The sequence below is a fragment of the Rhizobium sp. 18055 genome (genome assembly GCF_902706285.1).
In the GTDB taxonomy this organism is placed as follows: domain Bacteria; phylum Pseudomonadota; class Alphaproteobacteria; order Rhizobiales; family Rhizobiaceae; genus Rhizobium.
The window spans coordinates 93,281-116,917 of the sequence record NZ_CACSKD010000002.1; the positions used below are offsets into that span (position 1 = coordinate 93,281).

Below are 23,637 nucleotides of genomic sequence, written 5' to 3' on the forward strand. Positions count from 1 at the left end.
TTGACCCTATCCGGCTTCGATCCGCTCTATTCGCTCTCCGGTTTCTTCGTCGGGGCACTGGTCGGCATCACAGGTGTCGGCGGCGGCTCGCTGATGACGCCGCTGCTGGTGCTGCTGTTCGGCGTCCATCCGGCCACCGCCGTCGGCACCGATCTGCTTTACGCTGCGGTGACCAAGAGTGCGGGTACTGCGGTTCACGGCATGCACGGACGGATCAACTGGCGCATCGTCGGCTGTCTTGCCGCCGGCAGCGTGCCGGCAGCGCTGGTGATGCTCTGGTTGCTCTCGGGCGTCGATCGCAAGAGCATCGAGGTGGCGCATACAATCACCACCGCGCTGGGCTGGCTGCTGGTGATGACCGCCTTCATGCTGGTGTTCCGCAAGCAGGTGATGGCGATGGCGCAGCGCTCCATGGGCGAGCGTCGGCCGATGCGGCCGGCCACTCTGGTGGCGCTCACCGTGGTGCTCGGCCTGGCACTCGGCATCCTGGTGACGCTGACGTCGGTCGGTGCAGGTGCCCTCGGCGTCACAATCCTGCTGGTGCTTTATCCGCGCCTCGACGTGCGCGAAATCGTCGGCTCCGACATCGTCCATGCGGTGCCGCTGACGCTGATCGGCGGCATGGGCTACTGGATGATCGGCGAGATCGACTGGGGCATGCTGTTTGCGCTGCTGGTCGGCTCGATCCCTGGCATCATCGCCGGCAGCCTGCTGGCGCCGAAGCTGCACGAGCGAACGATCCGGCTGGTGCTGGCGGGAACGCTTGCTGTCGTAGCCTTCAAGCTGCTGACGGCCTGATCACGGGCCCGGCTGCTTGATATCGCCGAGAATGCCGAGGATCGTCTGCTTGCGATCGAGGTTGTAGGCATCCGACACCGTCAGGCGCTCGATGATGTCGCTGTGAAGCCGCGACAGCCGCTCGGCCTGGGCCACCTGCCCCGCCATGGCCGCGGCACGCGCCCTGCCCATCAGATCGTCGCCGAGATGGGTCGAGAAGAACTCGAAGATCGTGTCGTTGTCCTTGCCCGTCAAGGCATCGGCCAGCCGGTGCATCGCCTTGCGGGCCGAAGGCCCATGCAGCGACAGGACCTCGTTATAGGCCGCGACGATATCGCCACCACCGTAGTTGACCAGCTTCAGCGCCTCGCCGACGCTGCCGTTGGCCGAGGCCAGCAGAGCCGGATCGCCGGCATCGACGCCGAGATGGGTCAATGCCGATTTCAGCGCGTCGTCACCGAGCGGTGATAATTTCAGCGGCAGGCAGCGCGAGCGGATGGTCGGCAGCAGCTTGCCCGGCGCGTGCGAAATCAGCAGGAACAGCGCCCGCTTCGGCGGCTCCTCGAGGATCTTCAGGATGGCGTTGGCGGCGCTGCGGTTCATGTCGTCGGCGGGATCGATGATGACGATGCGCCAGTTGCCGGTGCCGGATGTCTGCGAGAAGAAGCGCCCGGCGCGGCGAACCTCATCGACGGTGATCGCCGATTTCATCTTGCCGGTCTTCTCGTCCACCGGGCGGGCCAGATGCAGCAGATTGTGCGAGGCGCCGGAGTTGATCTGACGGCTGACGGACGATGCGGGATCGGGGTCAGAGAGAAACTCAGGCGCAGTTTCGGGGTCCGGATGCGACAGCACGTGGTTGGCGAAGCGGAAGGCGAGCGTTGCCTTGCCAATGCCGGATGGACCTTCCATCAGCAAGGCATGGTGGCCCTTGCCGGAGCGATAGGACTGCGCCAAAAACGCTTCGGCATCGTCGTGGCCGAACAGCCTGGTGTTTTCAGGCGGCCAGATGGCGCCATCGAGCAGGCTCGGATGTTCGTCACTCATGGGCGGGTTCCACCATTTTCAACGCGTCGATCGGCGCCAGCAGCTGATCGACGATCGAGACGACCTCGTCGGCAATCGCCTCCTCGGTCTGCATGGCGTTGACGACGTGGCAGCGTTCCGGTTCGCGCGAGGCGATATCGAGGAAAGCCTCCCGGCGCTTCTCGTGGGTTTCGAGCTCTTCCTTCTCGAACCGATCCGGCGCGGTGGCGACAGCCGCGCCACGCCTTCTTGCCCGTTCGAGGCCAGCCTTGGCCGGCAGGTCGAGAATGAGGGTGCAGTCCGGCACGACGCCATCGACGGCAACGCGCTGCAGGGTTTCGATGAAATCGGCTTCGAGATTGCCTGTCACACCCTGATAGACGCGCGAGGAATCCATGAAGCGGTCGCAGAGCACGACCTTGCCCTTGCCGAGCGCCGGGCGGATGACTTCCTCGACATGATCGTTGCGGGCGGCGGCAAACAGGATCGCCTCCATGCGCGTCCCGTAGGCTTCGGCAGCCCCCGACAGCAGCACGTGGCGCACCGCTTCGGCGCCCGGCGAACCGCCCGGTTCGCGGGTCACCAGCACGTCGTGCCCCTTCGCGCGCAGAGCATCGGCAAGCCGGCGGATCTGGGTGGACTTTCCCGCCCCTTCACCGCCTTCAAATGTAACGAACAATCCCGTAGCGGATGACAACAACACGTTCCTGCGATCTGACCCTGCGGTCTGGCCCTGCAATGCGTCGGCGCCAGCGTGGCGCCACCGCCGTACATCTAGCCGAAGATGATGGCGAGCGGAACCGTTTCGCGCCGAACTCCCAGCTTTGTCACAGGGTGACGCGAAAATATGGCGTCAGGTGGGCTCAGCCGGCTTGTCCCAGAGCCAGGAGAACAGCAGCGTCTCGCCCAGTTCGAGTACGGCATCGACGGCGCGGCTGCCGAGTGAACCCTGTTCGACGGCGGCCTTGCTGTAGAGCGGGACCTCGCGCAACAGCCGGCTGCCGGCGAAGAGACGCAGCGTGCCGATTTCGCGATCCGCCGCGACAGGGGCTGCCAGCGGCCAGTGATAGACGATGCGGGCGGCCAGACGATCCGGATTGTTGACCGGGATGTAGACGCTGATCGGGCTCCTGGCGACGAGCTCGATGCTGCGCGACGCGCCGCCATAAACACTTGCGGTACCGACCACTTCGCCTTCGGCAAACAACTGGCGGATCTCGAAGGCGCTGAGGCCCCATTCGAGCACCCGCTTGGCCTCTTCGGTGCGCTCCTTGTCGGACGCGATGCCACCCAGCGTCATGAACAGGCGGCGACCGTTGCGTTCGGCAGAGGCCACGATCGAATAGCCCTCGCCTTCGGCAAAGCCGGTCGCCAGGCCATCGACGCCGAGACCGAAGCCGAGCAACGGGTTGCGGTTGCGCTGGAAGATCTTGTTCCACTCGAAATCCGGCTGAGCGAAATACGGATAGTAGTTCGGATAGCTCTGTTGCAGGTGCTGCGCCAGCATCACCATGTCGAAGGCGGTCGTGGCGCTCTTGCCATCGGGAAGCCCGGTGGAATTGGCAAACAGCGAGCGCTGCATGCCGAGCGTCCTGGCGCGGCGCGTCATGTTTTCGGCAAAGGCCGGCTCGCCGCCGCTCATGCCTTCAGCCAGGATGATGCAGCTGTCATTGGCGCCCTGGATGGCGATGCCCTTGATCAGATCCTCGACCCGGACATTGGATTTCAGCGCCGCGAACATCGTGGCCGTGCGAGATGGAGCGCCGCCGGTGCGCCAGGCAAATTCGGAAACCGGATATTGGGTGTCGAGCGTCAGCTGGTTGTTCTTCAGCGCGTCGAAGACCAGTTCGACCGTCATCAGCTTGGCAAGCGAAGCCGGCGAAAAGCCCTGGTTTTCATTCTTGGCAAGCAGGACCGTGCCGGTCGAGGCTTCGACCATGTAGGCCTGCCCCGCCTTGGTGACAAATCCTGCACTGGTCTCGGCGGGAGCGGCAATCGCAACGCCTGCACCGGCCAGGGGCAGCAGGCATATCCAGATGCGAAGCATATGTTTCAGCATCGAAACCCTCATCGATCCGGCCCGAAAGGCCATGGAAACATTACTTCAAGGCAGGCCTGGCTGCCTTCTGACGCTTGAACGATGCCAGGATGGAATCTTCGGTCAATCCGTCATTGCGGACCATGACAGCGTCGAAAGCGAGATCGACAGTCACCGTCTTCACGCCCTCTTCCTGGTAACCCATGGCCAACGACCCCTTCTGCCATCCATAGGGACGCTCATAGGGGTAAGGGCCGATCTCGGGCAGCACGACCATCTCCCCGAACGCCTCAGGCGCGGCGTTGTCGAAGGATGGCGCTCTTAGCGGCGTTGGGACCCGAGCGGCGTTGTAGGGCGCGCTCGGGGTCAATCCGGCATAGGAGGTGGCGGACATTGGAACCGGCACGCTGTCCGGCGACGGCGGCGTGAAGCCGCCAAAACTCTGGATCTCGTCGCGCGTGATGCGCTTGCTGTTGGAGGCGACCATCACGCCGCTGGCAATCTGGCCCTCGCCCGGATTGATGCCGGGGATGCGGCTGCCCTTCGGCACATAGGAGGCCATCAGGTATGGCATGTCGTGGCCGTCCATGCGGGCCTTGCCGACATATTGCACGCGCACCTTGCCAGTGCCGCTGTGCTGCAGGTCGAGCATGTCGGCGCTCTTGTTCGACAGATCGATGATGCGGCCTTCGTGATAGGGGCCGCGATCGTTGACGCGCACGATGACGGACGAGCCGTTTTCGACATTGGTGACGCGCGCATAGCTCGGCAGCGGAAATGTCGGATGCGCGGCCGAAATGTGCATCTGGTCGTAGACTTCGCCATTGGCGGTCAGGCGACCGTGAAAAGCAGATCCGTACCAGGAAGCGATGCCGACCTTGTTGTAGGAGAAATCCTCCTTCGGGTAGTACATCTTGCCTTTGACGACATAGGGATTGCCGACAAGGTAGCGGCCGCCGCCCTTTGGAATGTTGTTGCCGTCGGCAACACGCGGACTGGCCTTTACGCCATATTCCTTCTCGGAGAAGTATTCCTTGCCATGGGTGCGCTTGGCGGTCGTGGTGTGTGTCGTGCCGCAGGCTGTCACCGTCGCACAGATCAGCGACAAGCCAACCCACCGAACAGGTGTTGCGAATGACGCCGCCCCGAAAACTCGTCTCATATGTCCCACGCCGCTCAAGACCGTTATGGTTAAGAAATCCGCCCTTACAGGCAAGACAACCCCTACTGCCATCAACCTAACGAGACTTTAATCATGCGGCTTTCATGGCAATTTTGCGAAAGCTTTCGGCGAGATAGGAACAATTCTAATTAACGTGGTTAATAGATCACTAATTTAACGAAGCAATGCAGCACATGGAGCCGCATCGCAGATGGCCGTCAGGCGTCATCAGGAATGAAACGAAACAGCCGGATTAACGGTGTTGGCGCTGACGTCGGTCCTGGGTCGGCTCACGCTGCCGATCGGCACACCAACCCGCGGATAGGTGCGGGGCGTCACGCGTCGATCGCAAGAGCGAAAGGACCGCTGAATATCACAAGCGCCAGGATCGCAGTCAAATCGGCAGCAGCCACGGCGCCGCCAGCGCCAAGCACAAGGCGCCGTTCCCGTGATTTTGCAGGCAAAGGCCTGATCGGCCAGTTATGACAACCGCCGACAATTTAGACGAAAATCGCAAAAAACCAACAAAAACAACGCGCGTGGCGGAAGAGGTGGGATTCGAACCCACGGTACGGTCTCCCGCACGCCGGTTTTCAAGACCGGTTCCTTAAACCACTCGGACACTCTTCCATCGCGTCGATTTTACAGCCTTCAGCCGCGCCCCAAACAAGAGGCCTGCTTTGATTGCCGTCAAATCAGGTTTGGAAGGCTTTATAGCCGCTTCCTCGGCACCGTCAACCGGCCCTCTGACGTCTTTGCATATGTTCGCGCGCAAGAGCGGACGAAATAGCCATAGGCTGAACCGGTTGAGCGGCTCCAAGCACTGTTAGTGAGCTGTGGTCTTGCGATTTGCCAGCAGAAGAATGTAGTCGTCTGCCGCATCGGCTATCGCCATTGCGACCTCGGCCGCGGCCCAGCCATTCTGCTGCGCCTCGCGGATAATCTGATGAAGTGCAGGTTCCACTTCGGCGCGGCAATCGAGCAAACGCTGATCGTGGGTGGTATCGCTGCGAGCTGACTGAAGATTGATCATCTCTGTTACCCCTCATGTCGAAGAGTGTACCATGACATAGATTGCAGGTTGAGCAAGTGGCCACTGATGAAAACATCGACTTTGAGGGCTTCTGAGGTTTTTGCACTACACCGGCAGGAGGAAATCTTCTCCCGATCCGCGCTGCTGCACCGCACGCCAAACTGACAAATACGATCCATAGTCGGCGATACATCATTGAAAAATAAAGACTATATTTAAACATACAAATCACACTCAAGCATAAAATTGAAGCCTTAGACAGTTTATCCAAGTATATTTTCGCTTTATCTCAATCAATTTTACTGGAGATTCTGAATTTGTATTCAGTTGCTATTTGATATTTGAACGATAACTAATTTCTTGCAAAAGTTGATTTATTCTGGGGCATCACCACCGGGCTTAATTCCATTGTTATCCACAGGCGCCGTGACTGCGATAGCGCATGGCTACCCACCGACGACGTTCTGCCATTCACTCGACACAGCGTCGAGTAATTTCATGAATATCGTCCATTGGTTGCATCTCACATTCGTGTGATCGGCGCGACCGCCCGATCAGACACGGCTGAGGCCGGTTTCGGTCTCGTCGCCGCGTTCGATGGCCCAACTGTTCGGCCCTTCGCCTTGCTCGAACGGCGTTGTCGCCTATCTAGCTTTGGGTGCGTGATCAGATGCAGTGCTGCGTCAATATCCTGCACACCATTCATGCGTTCGGTTTGAAGGTTATCGTTTCCTGAAAGGATATAGAAATATGGAAAGTGCAGGCGTTGGTTGGATTGCAGCCATAGTGATCGGCGGTTTGGCCGGCTGGCTGGCGGAGAAGTTCATGAACAGCAACATGGGCATCTTCATGAACATCATTCTTGGGATCGTCGGTGCCATCGTGGCAAATGCAATTCTGGCGGGCTTTGGTGTCGTGCTGGGAGGTTGGATCGGCTATCTCATCGCCGGCTTCGTGGGCGCCTGCATTCTCATCGCTGTCGGGCGACTGATCCGCCGCTGATCGCAAGCGCGGCAACGGAACACAAAAGAGGCCGGGCGTTCAAGCGCCCGGCCTCTTTTTCACTCGCCATCAAGAGATATGGCTTACCTGCGGCTCATCAAGCCGAAAAGATAGGCGACACCAGCGGCGACCGCGATTGCAAAAATCGGCTCTTCGCGCACCTTATCGCGCACGCGTTCGGTCAATACGGAGGCCTCATCGGCAACGGCGGTCTTTGCACCCTGCCCCAGCGCGACAACGCTTTCTGACAGGCGCGCGAGGTCGTCGCGCAATGCGGCAACCTGTGCGGAAAGATCATCTGTTGCAATCTCCGCCTTGACGCGCGCGGCTGTGGACTGTGCGGAGGCGGTTTTCATGTCGGCCATAGTCTGCTCCTGTTTCATCGGGATGCTGCTCAACGAAATACCCCGGTCAAAGGTTCCGCAACACGGCATATTTTGTCGTGCACCCGGATCGCGAACCGAGGCAGATATAGCGCAGATGTTTTCGCGCGATAAGCCTTCAATTCCCGATGAGTTTGCTCTAAGGAACGTCCAATGCTTTGCCCGCGAACGGGCGAATATAATGCGAGGTTTGCGTTTCGATGTTCGATCTTCTGCGTAGAGCTGCCCATACCTGGGCCGCCAAGCTCCTGATGCTGCTCCTGGTCGCCTCTTTCGGCATTTGGGGTGTGTCTCACTCCCTGTTGACCGGCAGCAACAGCACGACTGTTGTGACCGTTGGCGATCAACAGGTTGACGTGAACGAGTACCGGCTCGCCTACCAGCGCCAGGTCGCCAACCTCAGCCAGCAGTTCGGCATGCGTCTGACGCCCGAACAGGCACGCGCATTCGGTGTCGAGCAGCAGGTGCTGTCGCAGCTGGTCGCCGGCGCTTCGCTCGACCAGCTCGCCGCCGACATGAATCTCGGCCTGTCCGAGGATCGACTGGCACAGCTGATCGGCGACGATCCGGCGTTCAAGGCAGTCAATGGCCAGTTCGACCGCGCGCTGTTCACCTCGCGCCTGCGCAATGCCGGCATTCGCGAGGATGACTATATCAAGGAACGCAGCAACGTCGCGGTTCGCAGCCAGATCGTCGATGCCGTGTCCAATGGCTTTACGCCACCGAAGACGCTTGTCGATGCGCTGAAGCTCTATCATCAGGAAAGCCGCGGGATCGACTACCTGCTGTTGACCAACGCCAATATCGAGCCGATCAAGGCGCCGGCCGAGGATGTCCTCGCCAAGTGGTTCGAAGGTGCCAAGCCACGCTACCGCGCACCTGAATATCGCAAGGTCACCTATCTCAAGCTGCAGCCGGACGATATCGCCGATGCCGCATCGGTGACCGACGATCAGATTCGCGAAGATTTCGAAAAGCGCAAGGAAAGCTTCACGACGCCCGAGAGCCGGACAATCGAACAGCTGACCTTCCAGAACAAGGACCTCGCCAACGCTGCCGTCAATGCACTGAAGACCGGCACGACGTTCGACCAGCTGGTCACCGACCAGGGCAAGACGGCCAATGACGTCATGCTCGGCGAATTCGCCAAGGACAAGGTTCCGGATCAGTCCGTTGCCGAAGCTGCGTTCGCGGTTTCCAAGAATGGCGGAACGACACCTGTTGTCGAGGGCAGCTTCGGGCCGGTTATCCTGCGCATCAGCAACATCAAGCCTGAGAGTGCCAAGACGCTGGATGAGGTCAGGGAAGACATCCGCAAGGAACTTGCGGTTTCCAACGCCTCGCAGCAGATGGTCAGTGTTCACGACCAGATCGAGGACATGCGCAGCTCCGGCTCGACGCTTGACCAGATCGCCTCGCAGCTGAAGCTCAAGGCCGTAACCATCGACGCCGTCGATGCCACCGGCCTCGACAAGGCCGGCAACGAGGTCAAGGACATCCCGGCCAAGCAGCAGGTTCTGAGCGCCGTGTTCCGCGCCGAAGTCGGTGCCGATGTTCCATCGCTGTCGATCGGCACGGACGGCTATCTGTGGTTTGCGCTTGGCGACATCACCCCGCAGCGGGATCGTCCGCTTGCCGAAGTCAAGGACAAGGCGGTTGCCGACTGGACGGCCGAGCAGCAGAAGGCCGAACTTGCCAAGAAAGCCGACGAGCTGAAGCAGCAGGCAATCAAGGGCACGTCGCTTGCCGATATCGCAGCACCGCTCGGCATCGAAGTCCAGAGCAAGAGCGGCATCACCCGCGGCATGGACGACGCGGTGCTGGGCACGTCAGGCGTCAACGCGGCCTTCACCGGCCCGATCGACACCGTTGCCACGGCCGTTGGTGCAGACCCGACGACGCAGATCCTGATGAAGGTCAACGAGGTCAACACCGAGCCGACGGGCGATGTACTCGCCAACCAGGACCAGCAGATCACCGCCATGGCCAAGGCCGCCGGCGACGATATCCTGGACCAGATGGTGGCGCTGCTGCAGACGCAGTACGGCGCCTCGATAAACCAGCCGCTCGCCGAACAGGCAGCCGCACGCTAAGGGGGCGGGAAGCATGACCGATCTGAAGCCTCTCCTGGCAAAGGCCGCAAGCCGCGAGCCGCTGACACGTGAGGAGGCCCGCGAGGCCTTCCACATCCTGATGTCCGGCCAGGCGACACCTTCGCAGATCGGCGGCTTCCTGATGGCCCTTCGCGTTCGCGGCGAAACCGTCGATGAGATCGTCGGCGCCGTCACCACGATGCGCTCGAAGATGCTGACGGTCGAGGCTCCCGCCGACGCCATCGACATCGTCGGCACCGGTGGCGACGCCAGCGGCACCTACAACATCTCGACACTGGCGGCGCTGATCGTCGCCGGTGCCGGTGTGCCCGTCGCCAAGCACGGCAACCGGGCACTCAGCTCCAAATCCGGTGCGGCAGACAGCCTTGCGGCATTGGGCGTCAAGCTCGACGTCACCCCCGAAGTGATTTCACGCTGCATCCGCGAGGCCGGCGTCGGCTTCATGTTTGCCCAGCAGCACCATTCGGCCATGCGCCATGTCGGCCCGTCGCGTGTCGAGCTCGGCACCCGCACAATCTTCAACGTGCTCGGCCCGCTCTCCAATCCGGCCGGCGTCCGCCGCCAGCTGCTCGGCGTCTACTCGCCGCAGCTGGTTGTGCCGATCGCCGAAGTGATGCGCGATCTCGGCTCTGAAAGCGTCTGGGTCGTGCATGGGAACGGTCTGGACGAGATCACCACGACAGGCATGACCAGCGTGGCGGCACTCGAAGACGGCAAGATCCGCACATTCGAGCTGTCACCTGCCGATTTCGGCGTCGAGCCGGTCGAGCTGCAGGCGATCAAGGGTGGCGATGGCACTGTCAACGCGGCGGCGCTGCGCGAGGTGCTGAGCGGCGCCAGGAACGCCTACCGCGACATCTCGCTTGCCAATGCGGCAGCCTCGCTCGTGATCTCTGGCAAGGCCGAGACACTGCGCGACGGCATGCGGATTGCCGCCCAGTCGCTTGACAGCGGCGCGACGGCAGCCGCGCTCGACAAACTCGTCGCCGTGTCCAACGACATCGACTAGGATAGCGATATGACCGACATTCTGCAGAAGATCGAACTCTACAAGCGCGAAGAGATCGCCGCTGCCAAGGCGAGCGTCTCGCTTGCCGATCTGAAGGCGATGCAGGCGGAACAATCCGCACCGCGCGGTTTCTACAAGGCATTGACCGCAAAGCGCGATGCCGGCAACTATGGGCTGATCGCCGAGATCAAGAAGGCCAGCCCATCCAAAGGCCTGATTCGCCCGGATTTCGACCCTCCCGCGCTGGCCAAGGCCTATGAACTCGGTGGCGCCGCCTGCCTGTCTGTCCTGACGGATAGGCCGAGTTTTCAAGGGGCGCCGGAGTTTCTGATGGCGGCGCGTGCGGCTTGCGACCTGCCGGCCTTGCGCAAGGATTTCATGTTCGAGACCTACCAGGTTCACGAAGCCCGCGCCTGGGGTGCAGACTGCATCCTGTTGATCATGGCGTCCTTGACCGATAGCGATGCCGAGCGGCTGCAGGACGAGGCGTTCGGCCTCGGCATGGATGTTCTGGTCGAAGTGCACGATGCCGAAGAGATGGAGCGGGCGCTGAAACTCTCCTCGCCGCTGGTCGGCATCAACAACCGCAATCTCAGGACCTTCGAGGTCAGCCTGACCGTCAGCGAGACGCTGTCGGCGATGGTGCCTGATGATCGGTTGCTGGTCGGCGAAAGCGGCGTCTTCACCCATGAGGATTGCAAGCGGCTCGAGGCCTTCGGCATCAACACCTTTCTGGTCGGCGAAAGCCTGATGCGCAAGGACGATGTGACGGCAGCGACACGCGCGCTGCTGTTTGGCGACGCTGCACTGGCGGCCGAGTAATATGAGCGGCACGAGCGGCCTCACCCATATCGATGCCAGTGGCGAAGCGCATATGGTCGATGTCGGCGACAAGGCAGAGACCACACGCATCGCCACCGCCGAGGGCCACGTAACGATGGCGCCGGCGACGCTGCAACTGATCCTTGATGGCAACGCCAAGAAGGGCGACGTGATCGGCACGGCGCGGCTGGCCGGTATCATGGCCGCCAAGCAGACCAGCAATCTCATTCCGCTCTGCCATCCGCTGATGCTGACCAAGATCGCGGTCGAGATATCGGAAGACACCGCCCTGCCCGGCCTGCGCGTCACCGCGACCGCCAAACTGACAGGCAAGACCGGCGTCGAGATGGAGGCGCTGACGGCCGTTTCGGTTGCCTGCCTGACGATCTACGACATGGCGAAGGCCGCCGACAAGGCGATGGAGATCGGCGGTATCCGGCTGCTGGAAAAATCGGGCGGCAAGTCCGGTGACTATAAGCATCCGGAGCATTTGAAATGAGCATGCTGACGGTTGCCGAAGCGCAAGGGCGCCTGTTGTCTCGGGCGCGGCCTGTCGCGGCATCCGAAGGCGTTGCGCTTGCCGAGGCCGATGGCCGGGTTCTGTCCAGCGATGTGACGGCCAGGCTGACGCAGCCGCCGTTCAACGCCTCTGCGATGGACGGATATGCATTACGCGGGAAAGACGCGCCACAGCCGGGCACAACGCTGAAACTGATCGGCACCTCGGCGGCCGGTCATTCCTTCGACGGCTCCGTCGGCGTGGGCGAGACCGTTCGTATCTTCACCGGCGCTCCCGTTCCGGAAGGCGCAGACAGCGTCTTGCTGCAGGAGGACGCGGACAAGATTGACGGCGGCATCCGCACGACCTTCCCCGTTCGCCCTGGCCAGCATGTGCGGCCGCGCGGCCAGGATTTCCTGGAGGGCGAGGCCGTTCTGCCAGCAGGGACCAATGTCGACTTCTCGCGGCTGACGGTCGCCGCTGCGATGAACCACGCGACGCTTGATGTGTTGCGCAGGCCCGTAGTCGCGGTACTGGCGACCGGCGACGAACTGGTGGCGCCGGGACACCAGCCGGGGCCTTCGCAGATCATCGCCTCCAGCACCTTCGGGATCGCAGCACTCGCCCGCAAGGCCGGCGCCGAGGTGCTCGATCTCGGTATCGTGCCCGACGACACGGCCGCGATCACCGCAGCCATCGAGCGGGCGCGCCACGCCAATGTCGATGTGATCGTGACACTCGGCGGGGCCTCGGTCGGCGATCACGATCTGGTGCAGGCAACATTGCTGGCAGCGGGGATGGAGCTGGATTTCTGGCGCATCGCCATGCGGCCGGGAAAGCCGCTGATGGTCGGCAGCTTCGGCGAAACGCATGTGCTCGGCCTGCCCGGCAACCCGGTTTCGAGCCTGGTCTGCGGCCTGCTGTTCCTCGAGCCGCTGATCCGCAAGCTGGCCTCTTTGCCGGCTATCAATCGTATTGCGACGGCAGAGGCTGCGGTGGCGCTAAAGGCCAACGACCAGCGTCAGGATTATGTTCGCGCGCGGTTGACGCGATCGGCAGCCGGGGCGCTGGCGGCGACGCCGTTCGGCAAGCAGGATTCGTCGATGATGAAGATTTTCGCTGCCGCCGACTGCCTGATCATCCGGCCGCCGCACGTGCCTGAACTCCCGGCCGGTGCGGCTTGCGAGGTGATGCTGATCCGGCCTGATCTGGTTGGGTGATGGCGAGCTTTTTGAGCTGACACGCTCCTCTGGCCACAAGGGTCGCGAAGCGGGCATCTCATCGTGACACGGTCCCCGGTACCACTGAAAAGGCCACGCCATGACCACAGAACCGATCCGCGACACCCGGGCAATGCTGGCCGGCATGACACCCAGCCTCGACGCGACCGAGTATCTGTTCTGCACGACGAACGACAACGCTCTCGCAGAGCAGGCCGCGCCTCTTGCGCTCGGCTGGTTTCGCGAGGACGAAGGCATGTCGCTCATTCTCTCCGCCAATCAGGCGAATCATCTCGGTTTCAACGCAGCGCTTTCCATGCGGCGGATCACGCTCACCGTATTCTCGTCGCTGGAGGGCATCGGGCTGACGGCGGCGGTGTCCACGGCCCTCACCCGGCATGGCATCCCGTGCAACATGGTTGCCGCCTATCACCACGATCATGTCTTCGTTCCAGCCGATATGGCCGATATGGCGATGCAGGTGCTGATGGATCTGCAGGCCGCATCCACCTGAGTGGTCGACGCGTCAGGCCGCCGGATCGATGGTGAAGACGCCGGCACGGGTCTCGCCCCGGCCGATGCCGTCCCCGAAATCGGGGACCGGATACGCGGCAATGCAACGCAGGCTTTCGGTCGGCAATGGCGCCCTGAATGGGTCGCCGATCAGCACGTCGATGCCAGCGGCGCGGCAGGTCGTGAGATAGACCAGAGCCCGTTTCGCCAGTTCTTCCTCGTAGAACAGATCACCCACGAGAACCACATCGACATCGGGCGGGGGCTCGGCCAGCAAATCGGCATGCAGCACGCCGACAGCAACGCCATTGGCGTCCGCGTTCAGTGCAATGGCGGCAATGGCGTTCGGATCGGTGTCCGCCGCGACGACACTTGCAGCACCCGCCTTCGCCGCCGCAATCGCGACAATGCCGGAGCCGGCACCGAGGTCGAGAACGCGGCGTCCGCAGACAATTGCTGGATTGGCGAGCACATGGCGGGCAAGCACGGTGCCGCCGGCCCAGCCATAGGCCCAGTAGGGTGCCGGCGCGTCGGGGTCTGTGCCGCCGAGGCGGGAGAGACGGCTTGCAGGATGAGCGGTGTAGAGAAGGATGTCGGCAAGCGCCGGCGCCGGCTGCAGACGGAGATTTCGGGTGATGAAGGCGGTGATATCGAAGGATGATCGTCGCGAAAGACGCGGTTCTTCGCTTTCGGCTGTCGGCAGCGTCGTCATCGCGTCACCCGGCACGCTCAATAGGTCTTCATCGCCAGATGCGGCATGCCGCCATCCAGAAACTCATCGCCATAGGCCTTGAAGCCGAAGCGCTCGTAGAGCCCGACCTTGTCGGTCTGCGCGGTCAGATAGAATCGGTTGCCACGGGTGGCGCCGTGATCCTTCATCGCCTGGCTGATCATCAGGCTGGCGATGCCGTGTCCGCGTGCAGCAACGCTGACGGCAACGCGGCCGATCTTGATGTGTTCGTCCATGGTGATGACGCGCAACGTGCCGCAGACCTCGCCGCCGATGATGGCGACGAGATGGTGTGCCGTGAGGTCATCGTGATCGAATTCCTCCTCCAGCGGCACCTTCTGCTCGGTGATGAAGACGGCGCGGCGGAGCTTGAAGGCTTCGTTGCACAGCGTGCTGAAGATCGGAACCGTCAGAACCAGTGCGTCTGCCATCATATCCTCCCCACCGTCACATCAGCGAAAGGCTTCAGCCCTTCTTCTTGGTGAACTTCGGCTTCGGGCCGTCGCCGGGCTTGCCATCAAATTTCGGCTTGCCTTCGTATTTCGGCTTACCCTCGAACTTCGGCTTGCCGGGCTTGCTCCACGGCTTGCTGTCGCGGTCGCCTGAAGGGGCTGCATCGCTGCGCGGGCCCTTCTTGAAGCCACCCTCCTTCGGGCGGTCGTCGTAGCTCTTCTTGGCGGCATAAGGCTTGGCCGGGCCGGACTTGTTGAAATCGGGCTTGCTGTATTCCTGGCGACCGCCAAAATCCGGCGTGCCGGTGAGACGGGTAACGCGGATGCCGCGTTCCATGGTCTTGTTCGGGCCGGTTGCAGCCAGGAACGCCTCGGCGCTATCGGCGGAAATCTCGACGAATGTTTCTTCCGGCTGCATCTTAATGGCGCCGATTTCGCGCTTTGTCAGGTTGCCGTTGCGGCAGATCATCGGGATCAGCCAGCGTGGCTCGGCATTCTGCTTGCGGCCGACATTCAGCGAGAACCAGACGCTGGCGCCGAAATCGTCGCGCGGACCGCGTGGGCTGGTGTCGCGCGGGCCTTCCGCATTGTCGCGGGCCTTGCGCGGGCCTGCCTGCAGGGTGATTTCCAGCAGGTCTTCAGGTGCCGACTGGTTAGAGCGGTAGAGGTTGACGAAAGCGTTGGCGAGCTTCTCGGGGCCATGGGCGGCGAGCAGGCGGCTGACGATATCCTGCGCCTCTTCGCGCGGCGCTTCGTTGAAGATTGGATCGGCCAGCAGACGTTCCTCGTCGCGCGCTGTCACCTCTTCGGCAGACGGAGGCAGCGCCCAGGTGGCGGAAATGCCGGCATTGTCGAGCAGACGCTCGGCCTTGCGGCGGGCGTTGATCGGCACGATCATGGCGCTGACGCCCTTGCGTCCGGCACGGCCGGTACGGCCCGAGCGGTGCAGCAGGGTTTCCGGGTTGGTCGGCAGGTCGGCGTGGATGACGAGGTCGAGGCCAGGCAGGTCGATGCCGCGGGCAGCGACGTCGGTGGCGATGCAGACGCGGGCGCGACCGTCGCGCATGGCCTGCAGCGCGTGGCTGCGCTCGTTCTGTGTCAGTTCGCCCGACAGTGCCACGACGTCGAAATTGCGGTTATGGAAGCGGGCGGTCAGATGATTGACGGCTGCACGCGTCGAGCAGAACACGATGGCGTTGGTCGATTCGTAGTAGCGCAGAACGTTGATGATGGCGTTCTCGCGGTCGCTCGGGGCGACGGCCAGCGCACGGTATTCGATATCGACGTGCTGCTTTTCTTCCGTCGTGGTGGCGATGCGCACCGCGTTCTTCTGGTAGCTCTTGGCGAGCTTGGCAATGGCAGGCGGCACGGTTGCCGAGAACATCAGTGTGCGGCGCTCGGCCGGTGCGGCGTCGAGAATGAATTCCAGGTCTTCGCGGAAGCCGAGGTCGAGCATTTCGTCGGCTTCGTCGAGGACGGCAGCCTTCAATTCCGACATGTCGAGGGCGCGGCGGCGAATGTGGTCGCAGAGGCGGCCCGGCGTGCCGACGACGATATGGGCACCACGCTCCAGCGCACGGCGCTCGCTGCGGATGTCCATGCCGCCGACGCAGCTGGTGATCACGGCGCCGGTCAGTTCATAGAGCCATTCGAGTTCGCGGGTGACCTGCAGGGCCAGTTCGCGGGTCGGCGCGATGACCAGTGCCAACGGTGCGCCTGCCTGTCCGAAGCGTTCGTCGTCGCCGAGCAATGTCGGCGCCAATGCCAGACCGAAGGCCACGGTCTTGCCGGAGCCGGTCTGTGCGGAGACGAGTGCGTCTGACGTAACGAGCGCCGGATCGAGCATGGATAGCTGAACTGGCGTCAGCTCGGAATAACCGCGCTTCGCCAATGCCTTGCCGATCGCCGGAACGACGCCGCTGATATCTGTCATCTTGTCTGTCTTTCGGAATTGTCAGGCGCATGGCGCGCCGTCCGGAGCATGCCGGTTGAAAAGTTGGGCTGTTCCTACTGCGTCAGAGGGCAAATGTCAAAGCAGATGTCCCCGCCACAGCCAGACATCGATGCTTTCGGCCCTTCCCCTTATCTTCGCGGAGACCGGGCCGCCGAGCTGGCCGGCCTGGAACGGCGCCGCTTCGGGCCCCGCCGCGACCACCAAAGCGGCGCTGAGCGCCAGTTCGACGCCGCGCCCGGCTGCAACCTCCATCAGCCGGCTTGCGACGTTCACCGTATCCCCGGTTGCGGTGATCTGCTGGCGGGTGCCGGTGCCGAGGCGCGAGGCGACCACGGTGCCGCAATGGGCGCCGATCTTGAAGCCGATCTCGCAACCTGCCAGCACCGGATCGCTGGCAAGCCAGCCGCGCAGCCGATTGCAGAGCCCGACGGCGCAGGCAGCAGCCCGCTGGGCGTCGTCTTCGGCCGGCTGCGGCAGACCGAAGAGGATCATTGCACCATCGCCCATGAAGCTGGTGATCGCCCCGCCATGGGCGCGTGCCTCGCCATCCACCAGTTCGAAGAAGCCGCTCAGCACTTCCTGCACACGGGCGGCGCCGATCGTCTCGCTCAGCCCTGTGAAGCCGGAGAGATCGACAAAGACGACCGCGGCCTCCTGACGCACCGGGCGCAACAGGAAGGATGGATCGCGCGCCAGCCATTCGCCAAGGCCGGGCGCTTCGATTCGCTGCAGCAGATCGCTCTGGGCTGCGAAATGTGTGACGCGCCGGCGGTCGAGCCAGATTTCCATGGCACCGAACAGCAGGACGGGCGGCAAGGTAGCGGCAATCGGCAGTGCTGCGCTGAACCAGTAGCCGTGGGCGAAGGCGAGGATGTTGAAGGTCACCCAGACCAGAGCCACGGCCGCGATTGCCGCATAGGCCACGGCGCTGCGGCGCCAGCCGAGCAGGCTGATGATGAGAACCGGCAGCGCGACCGCAAGCAAGGCATCGAAGGAACGCACATTGCTGTCGCGCACCATGCTGTCTCCCGAGATCAGCCGGGTAATCGCCGTCGACATCACCTCGACGCCGGGCAACACGGCATCGAAAGGCGTGGGAAAGACATCGCCACCACCTGTGACCGTCGAGCCTATGACGACGACCTTGTCCTCCACCGCCTTGGCGTCGAGCTTGCCGGCCAGCACATCGGCGGCGCTGTAGGTGGGGATCGTCCCGCGCGCGCCATAGAAAGTCAGCGGCAACCGCTGGCCGACATCGGTCGCAAGGCGGCGCTCGCCAAGTGCCAGCATTGCCGGCGTGAAGGCCGGGTTTGCCCCCAGCGCCAGCGAGGCGACACGCAGCGGGAACGAGGCATCGACGCGATCGGCGCCACGCGAGATCAGCGGAATATAGCGGGGCGTGCCGGTCTGGTCGGTCGCCACATTGACGACGCCGATAGCGGCGACATCGGCAAAGCGGGCATTCGGCAACAGCATCTCGGTTGCGACGGGGATCGTTGCCAGCGGATCGTCGGCGCTTGGTGTCACCGGCTGGACACTTTGCGGAAAGATACCGGCAGCCGCGATGACGCTTGGCATCTCCTTCAAAGCGGCGGCAAGGGCAAGGTCACCCTCTTCGGGGCCCGGATCGATCAGGAGCAGATCGAGCGCCACGACTTTCGGCTTCAAGGCGCTGATCGTTTCGACCAGGCGCGCCAGCGTGGCGCGGTTGAGCGGATAGCCGTTGGCGGCCGCTGTGCGATCATCGATGGCGACAATGCTGACGATCGGGGGTGGAGCGCTGACGCCCAGCGCTTGGCTGCGCAGATCGGCCAGCGACGCCTCCATGCGTTCCAGGAAGCTGGTGCTGCCCTGCATATGCAGATATCCGAGGGCGCCACCCCACAAGGCGGCAACCAGCAGCGATAGTGTGATCAGAAGCCGTCTGGCCCGCATGCGCGATTACTGGCCGAGGCGGGCAAGAAGGGCCGCGGCGCGCGCCGGCGGCCAGCGACGAACGGTCAAGGCACCTGTTCCAGCCGTGACATCGACGCCCTCACCCGGCGAAAGCACGACGGTGGGTCGTGACGTTGGACGCCCGACCGCAACGCGGCCGCGGACGACAAAGACGGATGTCGTGCCGTTCTTGACATCGACCGCCCAGCGCGTGCCGCGCACCGCAGCGATTGCCTGTGGCGTCACCACCTGGAAGCCGCCGGCGCGCTTGCCGCTGTCGACATCGACGAGAACGGCCTTGTTGCGGAGCGAAACGGCATCCGCACGACCATCACCATTCCGGTCGACAAGATTGAAGCGCGCGCCACCTTCGGCGGTGACCGTGACGCCATCTGCACAGCGCATCACCTGGCGCGACGTGCCCGATATCCGCTCGAGCGCACAACCGGCCGACTGTGCCGATGCGACCCCCGCGGCCAACGGCAATGTCGCCAAAAATCCAGCCGCGACGGCGAAGGAAATCGATCTGATGATATGCAATGCCTGTCCCCCGTGACATCAATGCAGAAACGCGCGATGCAACATACTCTGTTTGCTATGCAAGGTATGCCCCAAAACATCACTCGCCCACAGCGAGAATCGCCATCTATGCCGTCTCGCCCCCAATCGGCAGGCCGATGTAGCGCGCTCTGGGCCTGATCAGATGTCCGCTGCCGGCCTGTTCCACGGCATGGGCGAGCCAGCCAACGCTACGGGCGAGCGCAAAGACAACTGACGGCGCATCGTCTGGCAGATCGAAGGCGGCCGCCATGGCGCTCAGCGCGAAATCGACATTGACCTGCTCGCCGACCATCGCCTCGCCTTCAATCGCCAGCTCGGCGTAATGTCGCGGCACTTCGAAGTGCGCAAGCAGCGCCTTGGCGCGGATATCGCCGTCGGGGTAGAGCGGATGACCGAAGGCCGTCAGCGGGCTTGCTTCGGCCAATGCCTGCCTGATCACCTGAGCAGCCCCCAGACGCCGTGCGCCGGAGGCCAGCGTTGTGATGCCGCGCCATGCGCCGCCGTGCAGCGGTCCGGTCAGCGTTGCCAGACCTGACAGGACTGCTGCCGACAGCGAGGCGCCGGAGGATACGGTCACCCGGGCAGCGAAGGTCGAGGCATTCAGCTCGTGATCGGCGAGCAAGACGAGCGCGCGGCGGATGACGTCTGCAGCGTCCGCCCTGCCCCAACCTGCCGCCAGACGCTGATGCAGCGGCACGTCATCCGTTGCTGGAGCAAGGGCGCCGGCCACCGTCGCCAGAACCGAGCAGGCCTCTGCTTTAAGCGCATTGGGTGAGCGCCAGAGCGTCGGCAGATCATCACCGACGCGGGCGGCAAGCGCAACAAAGGCATGCGCCATCGAGGGTGATTGCATCTCATTGGTGGACGGTGGGACCACGACCGATGCTGTGTCCCACAGCAGTGCTGCCGCCTGTTCGAGCGTCGCATGCGCTGCCAGATCAGCGGCATCCCTGCCGCGATAGTAGAGACGGCTGTCGATGATCGTCGAAATGGCCGACGACATGACGGGGTTGCCCCAGTCGATCGCCTCGGCCGCAACCGTCTCCGCCTTGCGCCTGCCGGCATGGCGTTCCGCCAGACGGGCAACGTCGTCGGCGTGGTAGAGGCTGCGGCGACTGTCGACCGTGTCGGGCCGGGCACGGATGCGGCCGCGGCTGACATTGGCGTAAAGCGTCTGCGGCTTGGTGCCCAGTTTTTCGAGTGCCTGCTCCGCTGTCAGCCACGCCATCCGAACCTCTTACATTGATCTATTCCGTCAAGATTGACGTCAATCAATCTAGGTCCGATCTATGTTTGCGTAAAGGAGAAATACCATGAAGAACGGCTTGGAAGATGTGATCGCGGCGGAAACGCAGCTCTCTGATGTGGATGGAGAGCGCGGCCGGCTGGTGATCCGCGGCGTGTCGCTGGATGATCTGGTCGGCGCGCAAACCTATGAAAGCGTGGCAGCGCTGCTGCTCGACGGATTGCTGGATCGACGCGTCGATGGCGACAGCTTGCAGGCCCTGCTGGGTCAGGCACGGACGGCGGTTTTTGCCCATGTCGCAGCTGCCGATAGATCTGTGCTGGCGCTGCCGCCGGTCGATGCCATGCGGGCGCTGATCGCCCGTCTGCCGGATGGCGAGGATTTCGACACGGCGTTACGCCTGATGGCGGCCCCCGCCGTGTTCCTGCCGGCGATCCTGCGGCTGCAGGCGGGCACAGCGCCAGTGGAACCGGATGCGAGCTTGACGCAGGCAGCCGATATGCTGCGCATGCTGACAGGGCGCCTGCCGAGTGCCGAGCAGACGGCGGCGCTGGACGCCTATCTGGTGACGATCTCCGATCATGGGCTGAACGCCTCGACCTTCGCCTCGCGGGTCATCGCCTCGACCGGAGCAGGCCTGACCTCCTCGGTGCTGGCGGCGATCAGCGCGCTCAAGGGGCCGCTGCATGGCGGCGCGCCGGGTCCGGTGCTCGATATGTTCGATGCGATCGGCAGCCAGGCGAACGCCCGCCCCTGGCTCGGCGCAGCGCTCGATCGCGGCGAGCGGCTGATGGGCTTCGGCCATCGCATCTACCGGGTGCGTGATCCGCGCGCCGACGCCCTGAAGGGTGCGTTGAGGCCGCTGGTACAGACAGGCCAGGTCGATAGCGCCCGCATCGCGCTTGCCGAAGCGGTCGAGCAGGCGGCGCTGACCATCCTGAAGGAGCGCAAGCCGGACCGGCCGCTCGACGTCAACGTCGAATTCTATACGGCGCTGCTGCTCGACACGCTCGGCTTCCCGCGCGACGCCTTTACCGGCGTCTTTGCCATCGGCCGAACGGTGGGCTGGATTGCACATGCGCGTGAGCAGGCATTGAACGGGCGGCTGATCCGCCCGCGATCGGTCTATGTCGGCCCTCTGCCCAGGGCCGCATAAGCCTAAGACACGACATACGCAGGCGTTGGAGACCGCTCTATCGAGGTCATGCGGGAAACACGGCGGACGCGGCGGCATTGGCAAGGGCAAGGGCAATCGAGGTGGCACGATCACTCCACCGACGCAGGCCCTGCATCTCCCGGCAGCTCAGCCATGGGGGCGCCCCGATGCCTGAAGTCCCTGGGCAAGAACAGCCCTCCTCGTGGAGCGGACGCGTCCCCTGAAATGCAAGAAGGCCGCTCTTCAAAGCGGCCTTCCATAATCCTAAAACGACAATTCTCAGACCAGACGGCTCTGCTCGGTCGCGGCTTCGATGAAGCTCTTGAACAGCGGATGCGGCTCAAGCGGGCGCGACTTCAGTTCCGGGTGGTACTGGACACCGATGAACCATGGATGATCGGCGTATTCGACGGTTTCGGGCAGTACGCCATCCGGCGACATGCCGGAGAACACCAGGCCGCAGTTTTCCAGCCGGTCCTTGTAATCGACATTGACCTCGTAGCGGTGGCGATGGCGCTCGGAGATATCCGTCGATCCGTAGATGTCGGCGATCTTCGTACCCTTCTTCAGGGCTGCCTTGTAGGCGCCGAGACGCATGGTGCCGCCGAGATCGCCGGCCGAGTTGCGCTTCTGCAGCTCGTTGCCCTTAACCCACTCGGTCATCAGGCCAACGACCGGTTCCTTGGTCGGGCCAAACTCGGTCGAGGACGCCTGTTCGACGCCTGCCAGATGCCGGGCGGCTTCGACAACCGCCATCTGCATGCCGAAGCAGATGCCGAAATACGGCACCTTGCGTTCACGGGCGAACTGCGCCGCCAGGATCTTGCCTTCAGAGCCGCGTTCACCGAAACCGCCGGGAACGAGGATGCCGTGGACTTTTTCGAGATAGGGCGCCGGATCTTCCTTTTCGAAGACTTCCGATTCGATCCACTCGAGATTGACCTTCACCCGGTTGGCGATGCCACCGTGGTGCAGCGCTTCGATCAGCGACTTGTAGGCATCCTTGAGGCCGGTGTACTTGCCGACGATGGCGATCGTGACCTCGCCTTCCGGCGTGTGGATGCGGTTGCAGACCTCTTCCCATGCGTCTAGGCGCGGCTTTGGCGCCGGTTCGATGCCGAAGGCGGCCAGAACTTCGTTGTCGAGGCCTTCCTTGTGGTAGGCAATCGGCACGTCGTAGATGTTGGCAACGTCGAGCGCCTGGATGACGGCGGACTGGCGGACGTTGCAGAACAGCGAGAGCTTGCGACGCTCGGCTTCCGGAATTTCGCGGTCAGCACGCACCAGCAGGATATCGGGGTGAATACCGAGCGCCTGCAGTTCCTTGACGGAATGCTGGGTCGGCTTGGTCTTCAACTCGCCGGCGGCGGGAATATACGGCATCAGCGTCAGGTGGACGTAGACGGCGGTCCCGCGCGGCAGATCGTTGCCGAGCTGGCGGATCGCTTCCATGAACGGCATCGCCTCGATATCGCCGACGGTGCCGCCGATTTCGCAGATGACAAAGTCGTACTCGTCATTGCCTTCGATGACGAAATCCTTGATCTCGTTGGTGACGTGCGGAATGACCTGTACGGTCGCGCCAAGATAATCGCCGCGGCGTTCCTTGTCGATGATGTTCTTGTAGATACGGCCGGTGGTGATGTTGTCGGTCTTGGTCGCCGAACGCCCGGTGAAGCGCTCGTAGTGGCCGAGATCGAGATCGGTTTCCGCGCCGTCGTCGGTGACGAAGACTTCGCCGTGCTGGGTCGGGCTCATGGTGCCCGGATCCACGTTCAAATAGGGGTCGAGCTTGCGGAGCCGCACCCGATAACCACGGGCCTGCAGCAACGCTCCGAGAGCAGCGGCCGCAATTCCTTTACCGAGAGAGGAAACCACGCCGCCAGTGATGAATACGTATCGCGCCATGGGAGCTACCGGTTACCTTTTCAAAAACGATTCCACCAGCCCTAAAATTCATTTCCGGAATTTTAGGGCTTTAGTTTTCACAGCATTCTTCCGGCGT

22 protein-coding genes and 1 tRNA gene are annotated in these 23,637 nt (G+C 62.9%); 9 read left to right on the forward strand and 14 right to left on the reverse strand.

Going from position 1 to position 23,637, the window contains the following annotated elements:
• Nucleotides 1–798 carry a sulfite exporter TauE/SafE family protein gene (locus GVL52_RS03910; RefSeq protein WP_160004095.1) on the forward strand — a complete coding sequence of 266 codons (798 nt, stop codon included), beginning with the start codon at nucleotides 1–3 and terminating at the stop codon, nucleotides 796–798.
• Here GVL52_RS03910 and GVL52_RS03915 read toward each other — a convergent pair whose 3' ends face one another.
• The 6 genes from GVL52_RS03915 to GVL52_RS03940 all read right to left on the reverse strand — a co-directional run bounded on the left by GVL52_RS03915 (nucleotide 799) and on the right by GVL52_RS03940 (nucleotide 6,036).
• Nucleotides 799–1,824: a DNA polymerase III subunit delta' gene (locus GVL52_RS03915; RefSeq protein WP_160004097.1), complete on the reverse strand. Its 1,026-nt coding sequence runs from the start codon at nucleotides 1,822–1,824 to the stop codon at nucleotides 799–801.
• Nucleotides 1,817–2,500 (reverse strand): dTMP kinase, encoded by a 684-nt coding sequence (gene tmk / locus GVL52_RS03920; RefSeq protein ID WP_160004099.1) that lies wholly within the window; start codon nucleotides 2,498–2,500, stop codon nucleotides 1,817–1,819. Before tmk ends, GVL52_RS03915 begins: the two co-directional genes overlap by 8 nt.
• Nucleotides 2,501–2,656: 156 nt before the next feature.
• Nucleotides 2,657–3,862, reverse strand: coding sequence for a D-alanyl-D-alanine carboxypeptidase family protein (locus tag GVL52_RS03925; RefSeq protein WP_160004101.1), 1,206 nt, complete (start codon nucleotides 3,860–3,862; stop codon nucleotides 2,657–2,659).
• Between the two features lie 40 nt (nucleotides 3,863–3,902).
• A complete protein-coding gene (locus GVL52_RS03930) occupies nucleotides 3,903–5,003 on the reverse strand; it encodes a septal ring lytic transglycosylase RlpA family protein (RefSeq protein WP_160004103.1) in 1,101 nt (366 codons plus the stop codon).
• Nucleotides 5,004–5,543: 540 nt separating this feature from the next.
• Nucleotides 5,544–5,633, reverse strand: a tRNA-Ser gene (locus tag GVL52_RS03935).
• A gap of 196 nt (nucleotides 5,634–5,829) precedes the next feature.
• Nucleotides 5,830–6,036: a hypothetical protein gene (locus GVL52_RS03940; RefSeq protein WP_160004105.1), complete on the reverse strand. Its 207-nt coding sequence runs from the start codon at nucleotides 6,034–6,036 to the stop codon at nucleotides 5,830–5,832.
• A gap of 750 nt (nucleotides 6,037–6,786) precedes the next feature.
• On the opposite strand from GVL52_RS03940, the gene GVL52_RS03945 reads away from it, so the two are divergent.
• Nucleotides 6,787–7,038: a GlsB/YeaQ/YmgE family stress response membrane protein gene (locus GVL52_RS03945; protein ID WP_160004107.1), complete on the forward strand. Its 252-nt coding sequence runs from the start codon at nucleotides 6,787–6,789 to the stop codon at nucleotides 7,036–7,038.
• Nucleotides 7,039–7,121: 83 nt separating this feature from the next.
• Here the strand turns inward: GVL52_RS03945 and GVL52_RS03950 are convergent, their stop codons facing one another.
• The gene (locus GVL52_RS03950) at nucleotides 7,122–7,403 is read right to left on the reverse strand and encodes a hypothetical protein (RefSeq protein ID WP_160004886.1); all 282 of its coding nucleotides are present in this window, start codon (nucleotides 7,401–7,403) and stop codon (nucleotides 7,122–7,124) included.
• A gap of 218 nt (nucleotides 7,404–7,621) precedes the next feature.
• Here GVL52_RS03950 and GVL52_RS03955 point away from each other — a divergent pair, with 218 nt between their 5' ends.
• From GVL52_RS03955 to GVL52_RS03980, 6 genes are all read left to right on the forward strand, one after another.
• Nucleotides 7,622–9,514 (forward strand): peptidylprolyl isomerase, encoded by a 1,893-nt coding sequence (locus GVL52_RS03955; RefSeq protein WP_160004109.1) that lies wholly within the window; start codon nucleotides 7,622–7,624, stop codon nucleotides 9,512–9,514.
• A gap of 13 nt (nucleotides 9,515–9,527) precedes the next feature.
• Nucleotides 9,528–10,544: an anthranilate phosphoribosyltransferase gene (trpD, locus tag GVL52_RS03960; protein WP_160004111.1), complete on the forward strand. Its 1,017-nt coding sequence runs from the start codon at nucleotides 9,528–9,530 to the stop codon at nucleotides 10,542–10,544.
• A gap of 9 nt (nucleotides 10,545–10,553) precedes the next feature.
• Complete coding sequence (trpC, locus tag GVL52_RS03965) at nucleotides 10,554–11,366, forward strand: indole-3-glycerol phosphate synthase TrpC (protein WP_160004113.1); 813 nt, start codon at nucleotides 10,554–10,556, stop codon at nucleotides 11,364–11,366.
• Nucleotide 11,367: 1 nt separating this feature from the next.
• Nucleotides 11,368–11,865 carry a cyclic pyranopterin monophosphate synthase MoaC gene (gene moaC / locus GVL52_RS03970; protein ID WP_160004115.1) on the forward strand — a complete coding sequence of 166 codons (498 nt, stop codon included), beginning with the start codon at nucleotides 11,368–11,370 and terminating at the stop codon, nucleotides 11,863–11,865.
• The gene (gene glp, locus GVL52_RS03975; protein WP_160004117.1) at nucleotides 11,862–13,085 is read left to right on the forward strand and encodes a gephyrin-like molybdotransferase Glp; all 1,224 of its coding nucleotides are present in this window, start codon (nucleotides 11,862–11,864) and stop codon (nucleotides 13,083–13,085) included. Before moaC ends, glp begins: the two co-directional genes overlap by 4 nt.
• A gap of 100 nt (nucleotides 13,086–13,185) precedes the next feature.
• Nucleotides 13,186–13,599, forward strand: a complete 414-nt coding sequence (locus tag GVL52_RS03980; RefSeq protein ID WP_160004119.1) for an ACT domain-containing protein — start codon at nucleotides 13,186–13,188, stop codon at nucleotides 13,597–13,599.
• Nucleotides 13,600–13,611: 12 nt separating this feature from the next.
• Here GVL52_RS03980 and GVL52_RS03985 read toward each other — a convergent pair whose 3' ends face one another.
• The 6 genes from GVL52_RS03985 to GVL52_RS04010 form a co-directional block, all read right to left on the reverse strand.
• Nucleotides 13,612–14,331, reverse strand: coding sequence for a methyltransferase (locus GVL52_RS03985; protein WP_244619093.1), 720 nt, complete (start codon nucleotides 14,329–14,331; stop codon nucleotides 13,612–13,614).
• Nucleotides 14,328–14,762, reverse strand: coding sequence for a GNAT family N-acetyltransferase (locus GVL52_RS03990; protein WP_200847766.1), 435 nt, complete (start codon nucleotides 14,760–14,762; stop codon nucleotides 14,328–14,330). Before GVL52_RS03990 ends, GVL52_RS03985 begins: the two co-directional genes overlap by 4 nt.
• Nucleotides 14,763–14,793: 31 nt before the next feature.
• On the reverse strand, nucleotides 14,794–16,713 hold the full coding sequence (locus tag GVL52_RS03995) for a DEAD/DEAH box helicase (RefSeq protein ID WP_160004123.1): 1,920 nt from the start codon (nucleotides 16,711–16,713) through the stop codon (nucleotides 14,794–14,796).
• Nucleotides 16,714–16,809: 96 nt separating this feature from the next.
• Nucleotides 16,810–18,669, reverse strand: a complete 1,860-nt coding sequence (locus GVL52_RS04000; RefSeq protein ID WP_160004125.1) for a CHASE2 domain-containing protein — start codon at nucleotides 18,667–18,669, stop codon at nucleotides 16,810–16,812.
• A 6-nt stretch (nucleotides 18,670–18,675) separates the two neighbouring features.
• Entirely contained in the window at nucleotides 18,676–19,191 is a 516-nt protein-coding gene (locus GVL52_RS04005; RefSeq protein WP_244619098.1) for a FecR domain-containing protein, read from the reverse strand.
• 124 nt (nucleotides 19,192–19,315) lie between these two features.
• Complete coding sequence (locus tag GVL52_RS04010) at nucleotides 19,316–20,458, reverse strand: citrate/2-methylcitrate synthase (protein WP_160004127.1); 1,143 nt, start codon at nucleotides 20,456–20,458, stop codon at nucleotides 19,316–19,318.
• A gap of 85 nt (nucleotides 20,459–20,543) precedes the next feature.
• On the opposite strand from GVL52_RS04010, the gene GVL52_RS04015 reads away from it, so the two are divergent.
• On the forward strand, nucleotides 20,544–21,632 hold the full coding sequence (locus tag GVL52_RS04015; RefSeq protein WP_160004129.1) for a citrate synthase/methylcitrate synthase: 1,089 nt from the start codon (nucleotides 20,544–20,546) through the stop codon (nucleotides 21,630–21,632).
• Nucleotides 21,633–21,911: 279 nt separating this feature from the next.
• Here GVL52_RS04015 and GVL52_RS04020 read toward each other — a convergent pair whose 3' ends face one another.
• Nucleotides 21,912–23,540, reverse strand: coding sequence for a CTP synthase (locus tag GVL52_RS04020; RefSeq protein ID WP_160004131.1), 1,629 nt, complete (start codon nucleotides 23,538–23,540; stop codon nucleotides 21,912–21,914).
• Between the last annotated feature and the right edge of the window lie 97 nt (nucleotides 23,541–23,637).

Excerpts from the sequence above, each read along its gene's own strand:
- GVL52_RS04010 (WP_160004127.1), bottom strand. The coding sequence starts at position 20,458 with ATGGCGTGGCTGACAGCGGAGCAGGCACTCGAAAAACTGGGCACCAAG.
- GVL52_RS03925 (WP_160004101.1), bottom strand. The coding sequence starts at position 3,862 with ATGCTGAAACATATGCTTCGCATCTGGATATGCCTGCTGCCCCTGGCC.
- GVL52_RS03940 (WP_160004105.1), bottom strand. The coding sequence starts at position 6,036 with ATGATCAATCTTCAGTCAGCTCGCAGCGATACCACCCACGATCAGCGT.
- GVL52_RS03980 (WP_160004119.1), top strand. The coding sequence starts at position 13,186 with ATGACCACAGAACCGATCCGCGACACCCGGGCAATGCTGGCCGGCATG.
- trpC (WP_160004113.1), top strand. The coding sequence starts at position 10,554 with ATGACCGACATTCTGCAGAAGATCGAACTCTACAAGCGCGAAGAGATC.
- GVL52_RS03915 (WP_160004097.1), bottom strand. The coding sequence starts at position 1,824 with ATGAGTGACGAACATCCGAGCCTGCTCGATGGCGCCATCTGGCCGCCT.
- GVL52_RS04020 (WP_160004131.1), bottom strand. The coding sequence starts at position 23,540 with ATGGCGCGATACGTATTCATCACTGGCGGCGTGGTTTCCTCTCTCGGT.
- GVL52_RS04000 (WP_160004125.1), bottom strand. The coding sequence starts at position 18,669 with ATGCGGGCCAGACGGCTTCTGATCACACTATCGCTGCTGGTTGCCGCC.
- GVL52_RS04015 (WP_160004129.1), top strand. The coding sequence starts at position 20,544 with ATGAAGAACGGCTTGGAAGATGTGATCGCGGCGGAAACGCAGCTCTCT.
- GVL52_RS03955 (WP_160004109.1), top strand. The coding sequence starts at position 7,622 with ATGTTCGATCTTCTGCGTAGAGCTGCCCATACCTGGGCCGCCAAGCTC.
- GVL52_RS03930 (WP_160004103.1), bottom strand. The coding sequence starts at position 5,003 with ATGAGACGAGTTTTCGGGGCGGCGTCATTCGCAACACCTGTTCGGTGG.
- GVL52_RS03950 (WP_160004886.1), bottom strand. The coding sequence starts at position 7,403 with ATGGCCGACATGAAAACCGCCTCCGCACAGTCCACAGCCGCGCGCGTC.
- GVL52_RS03945 (WP_160004107.1), top strand. The coding sequence starts at position 6,787 with ATGGAAAGTGCAGGCGTTGGTTGGATTGCAGCCATAGTGATCGGCGGT.
- GVL52_RS03990 (WP_200847766.1), bottom strand. The coding sequence starts at position 14,762 with ATGATGGCAGACGCACTGGTTCTGACGGTTCCGATCTTCAGCACGCTG.
- trpD (WP_160004111.1), top strand. The coding sequence starts at position 9,528 with ATGACCGATCTGAAGCCTCTCCTGGCAAAGGCCGCAAGCCGCGAGCCG.
- GVL52_RS03995 (WP_160004123.1), bottom strand. The coding sequence starts at position 16,713 with ATGACAGATATCAGCGGCGTCGTTCCGGCGATCGGCAAGGCATTGGCG.
- moaC (WP_160004115.1), top strand. The coding sequence starts at position 11,368 with ATGAGCGGCACGAGCGGCCTCACCCATATCGATGCCAGTGGCGAAGCG.
- glp (WP_160004117.1), top strand. The coding sequence starts at position 11,862 with ATGAGCATGCTGACGGTTGCCGAAGCGCAAGGGCGCCTGTTGTCTCGG.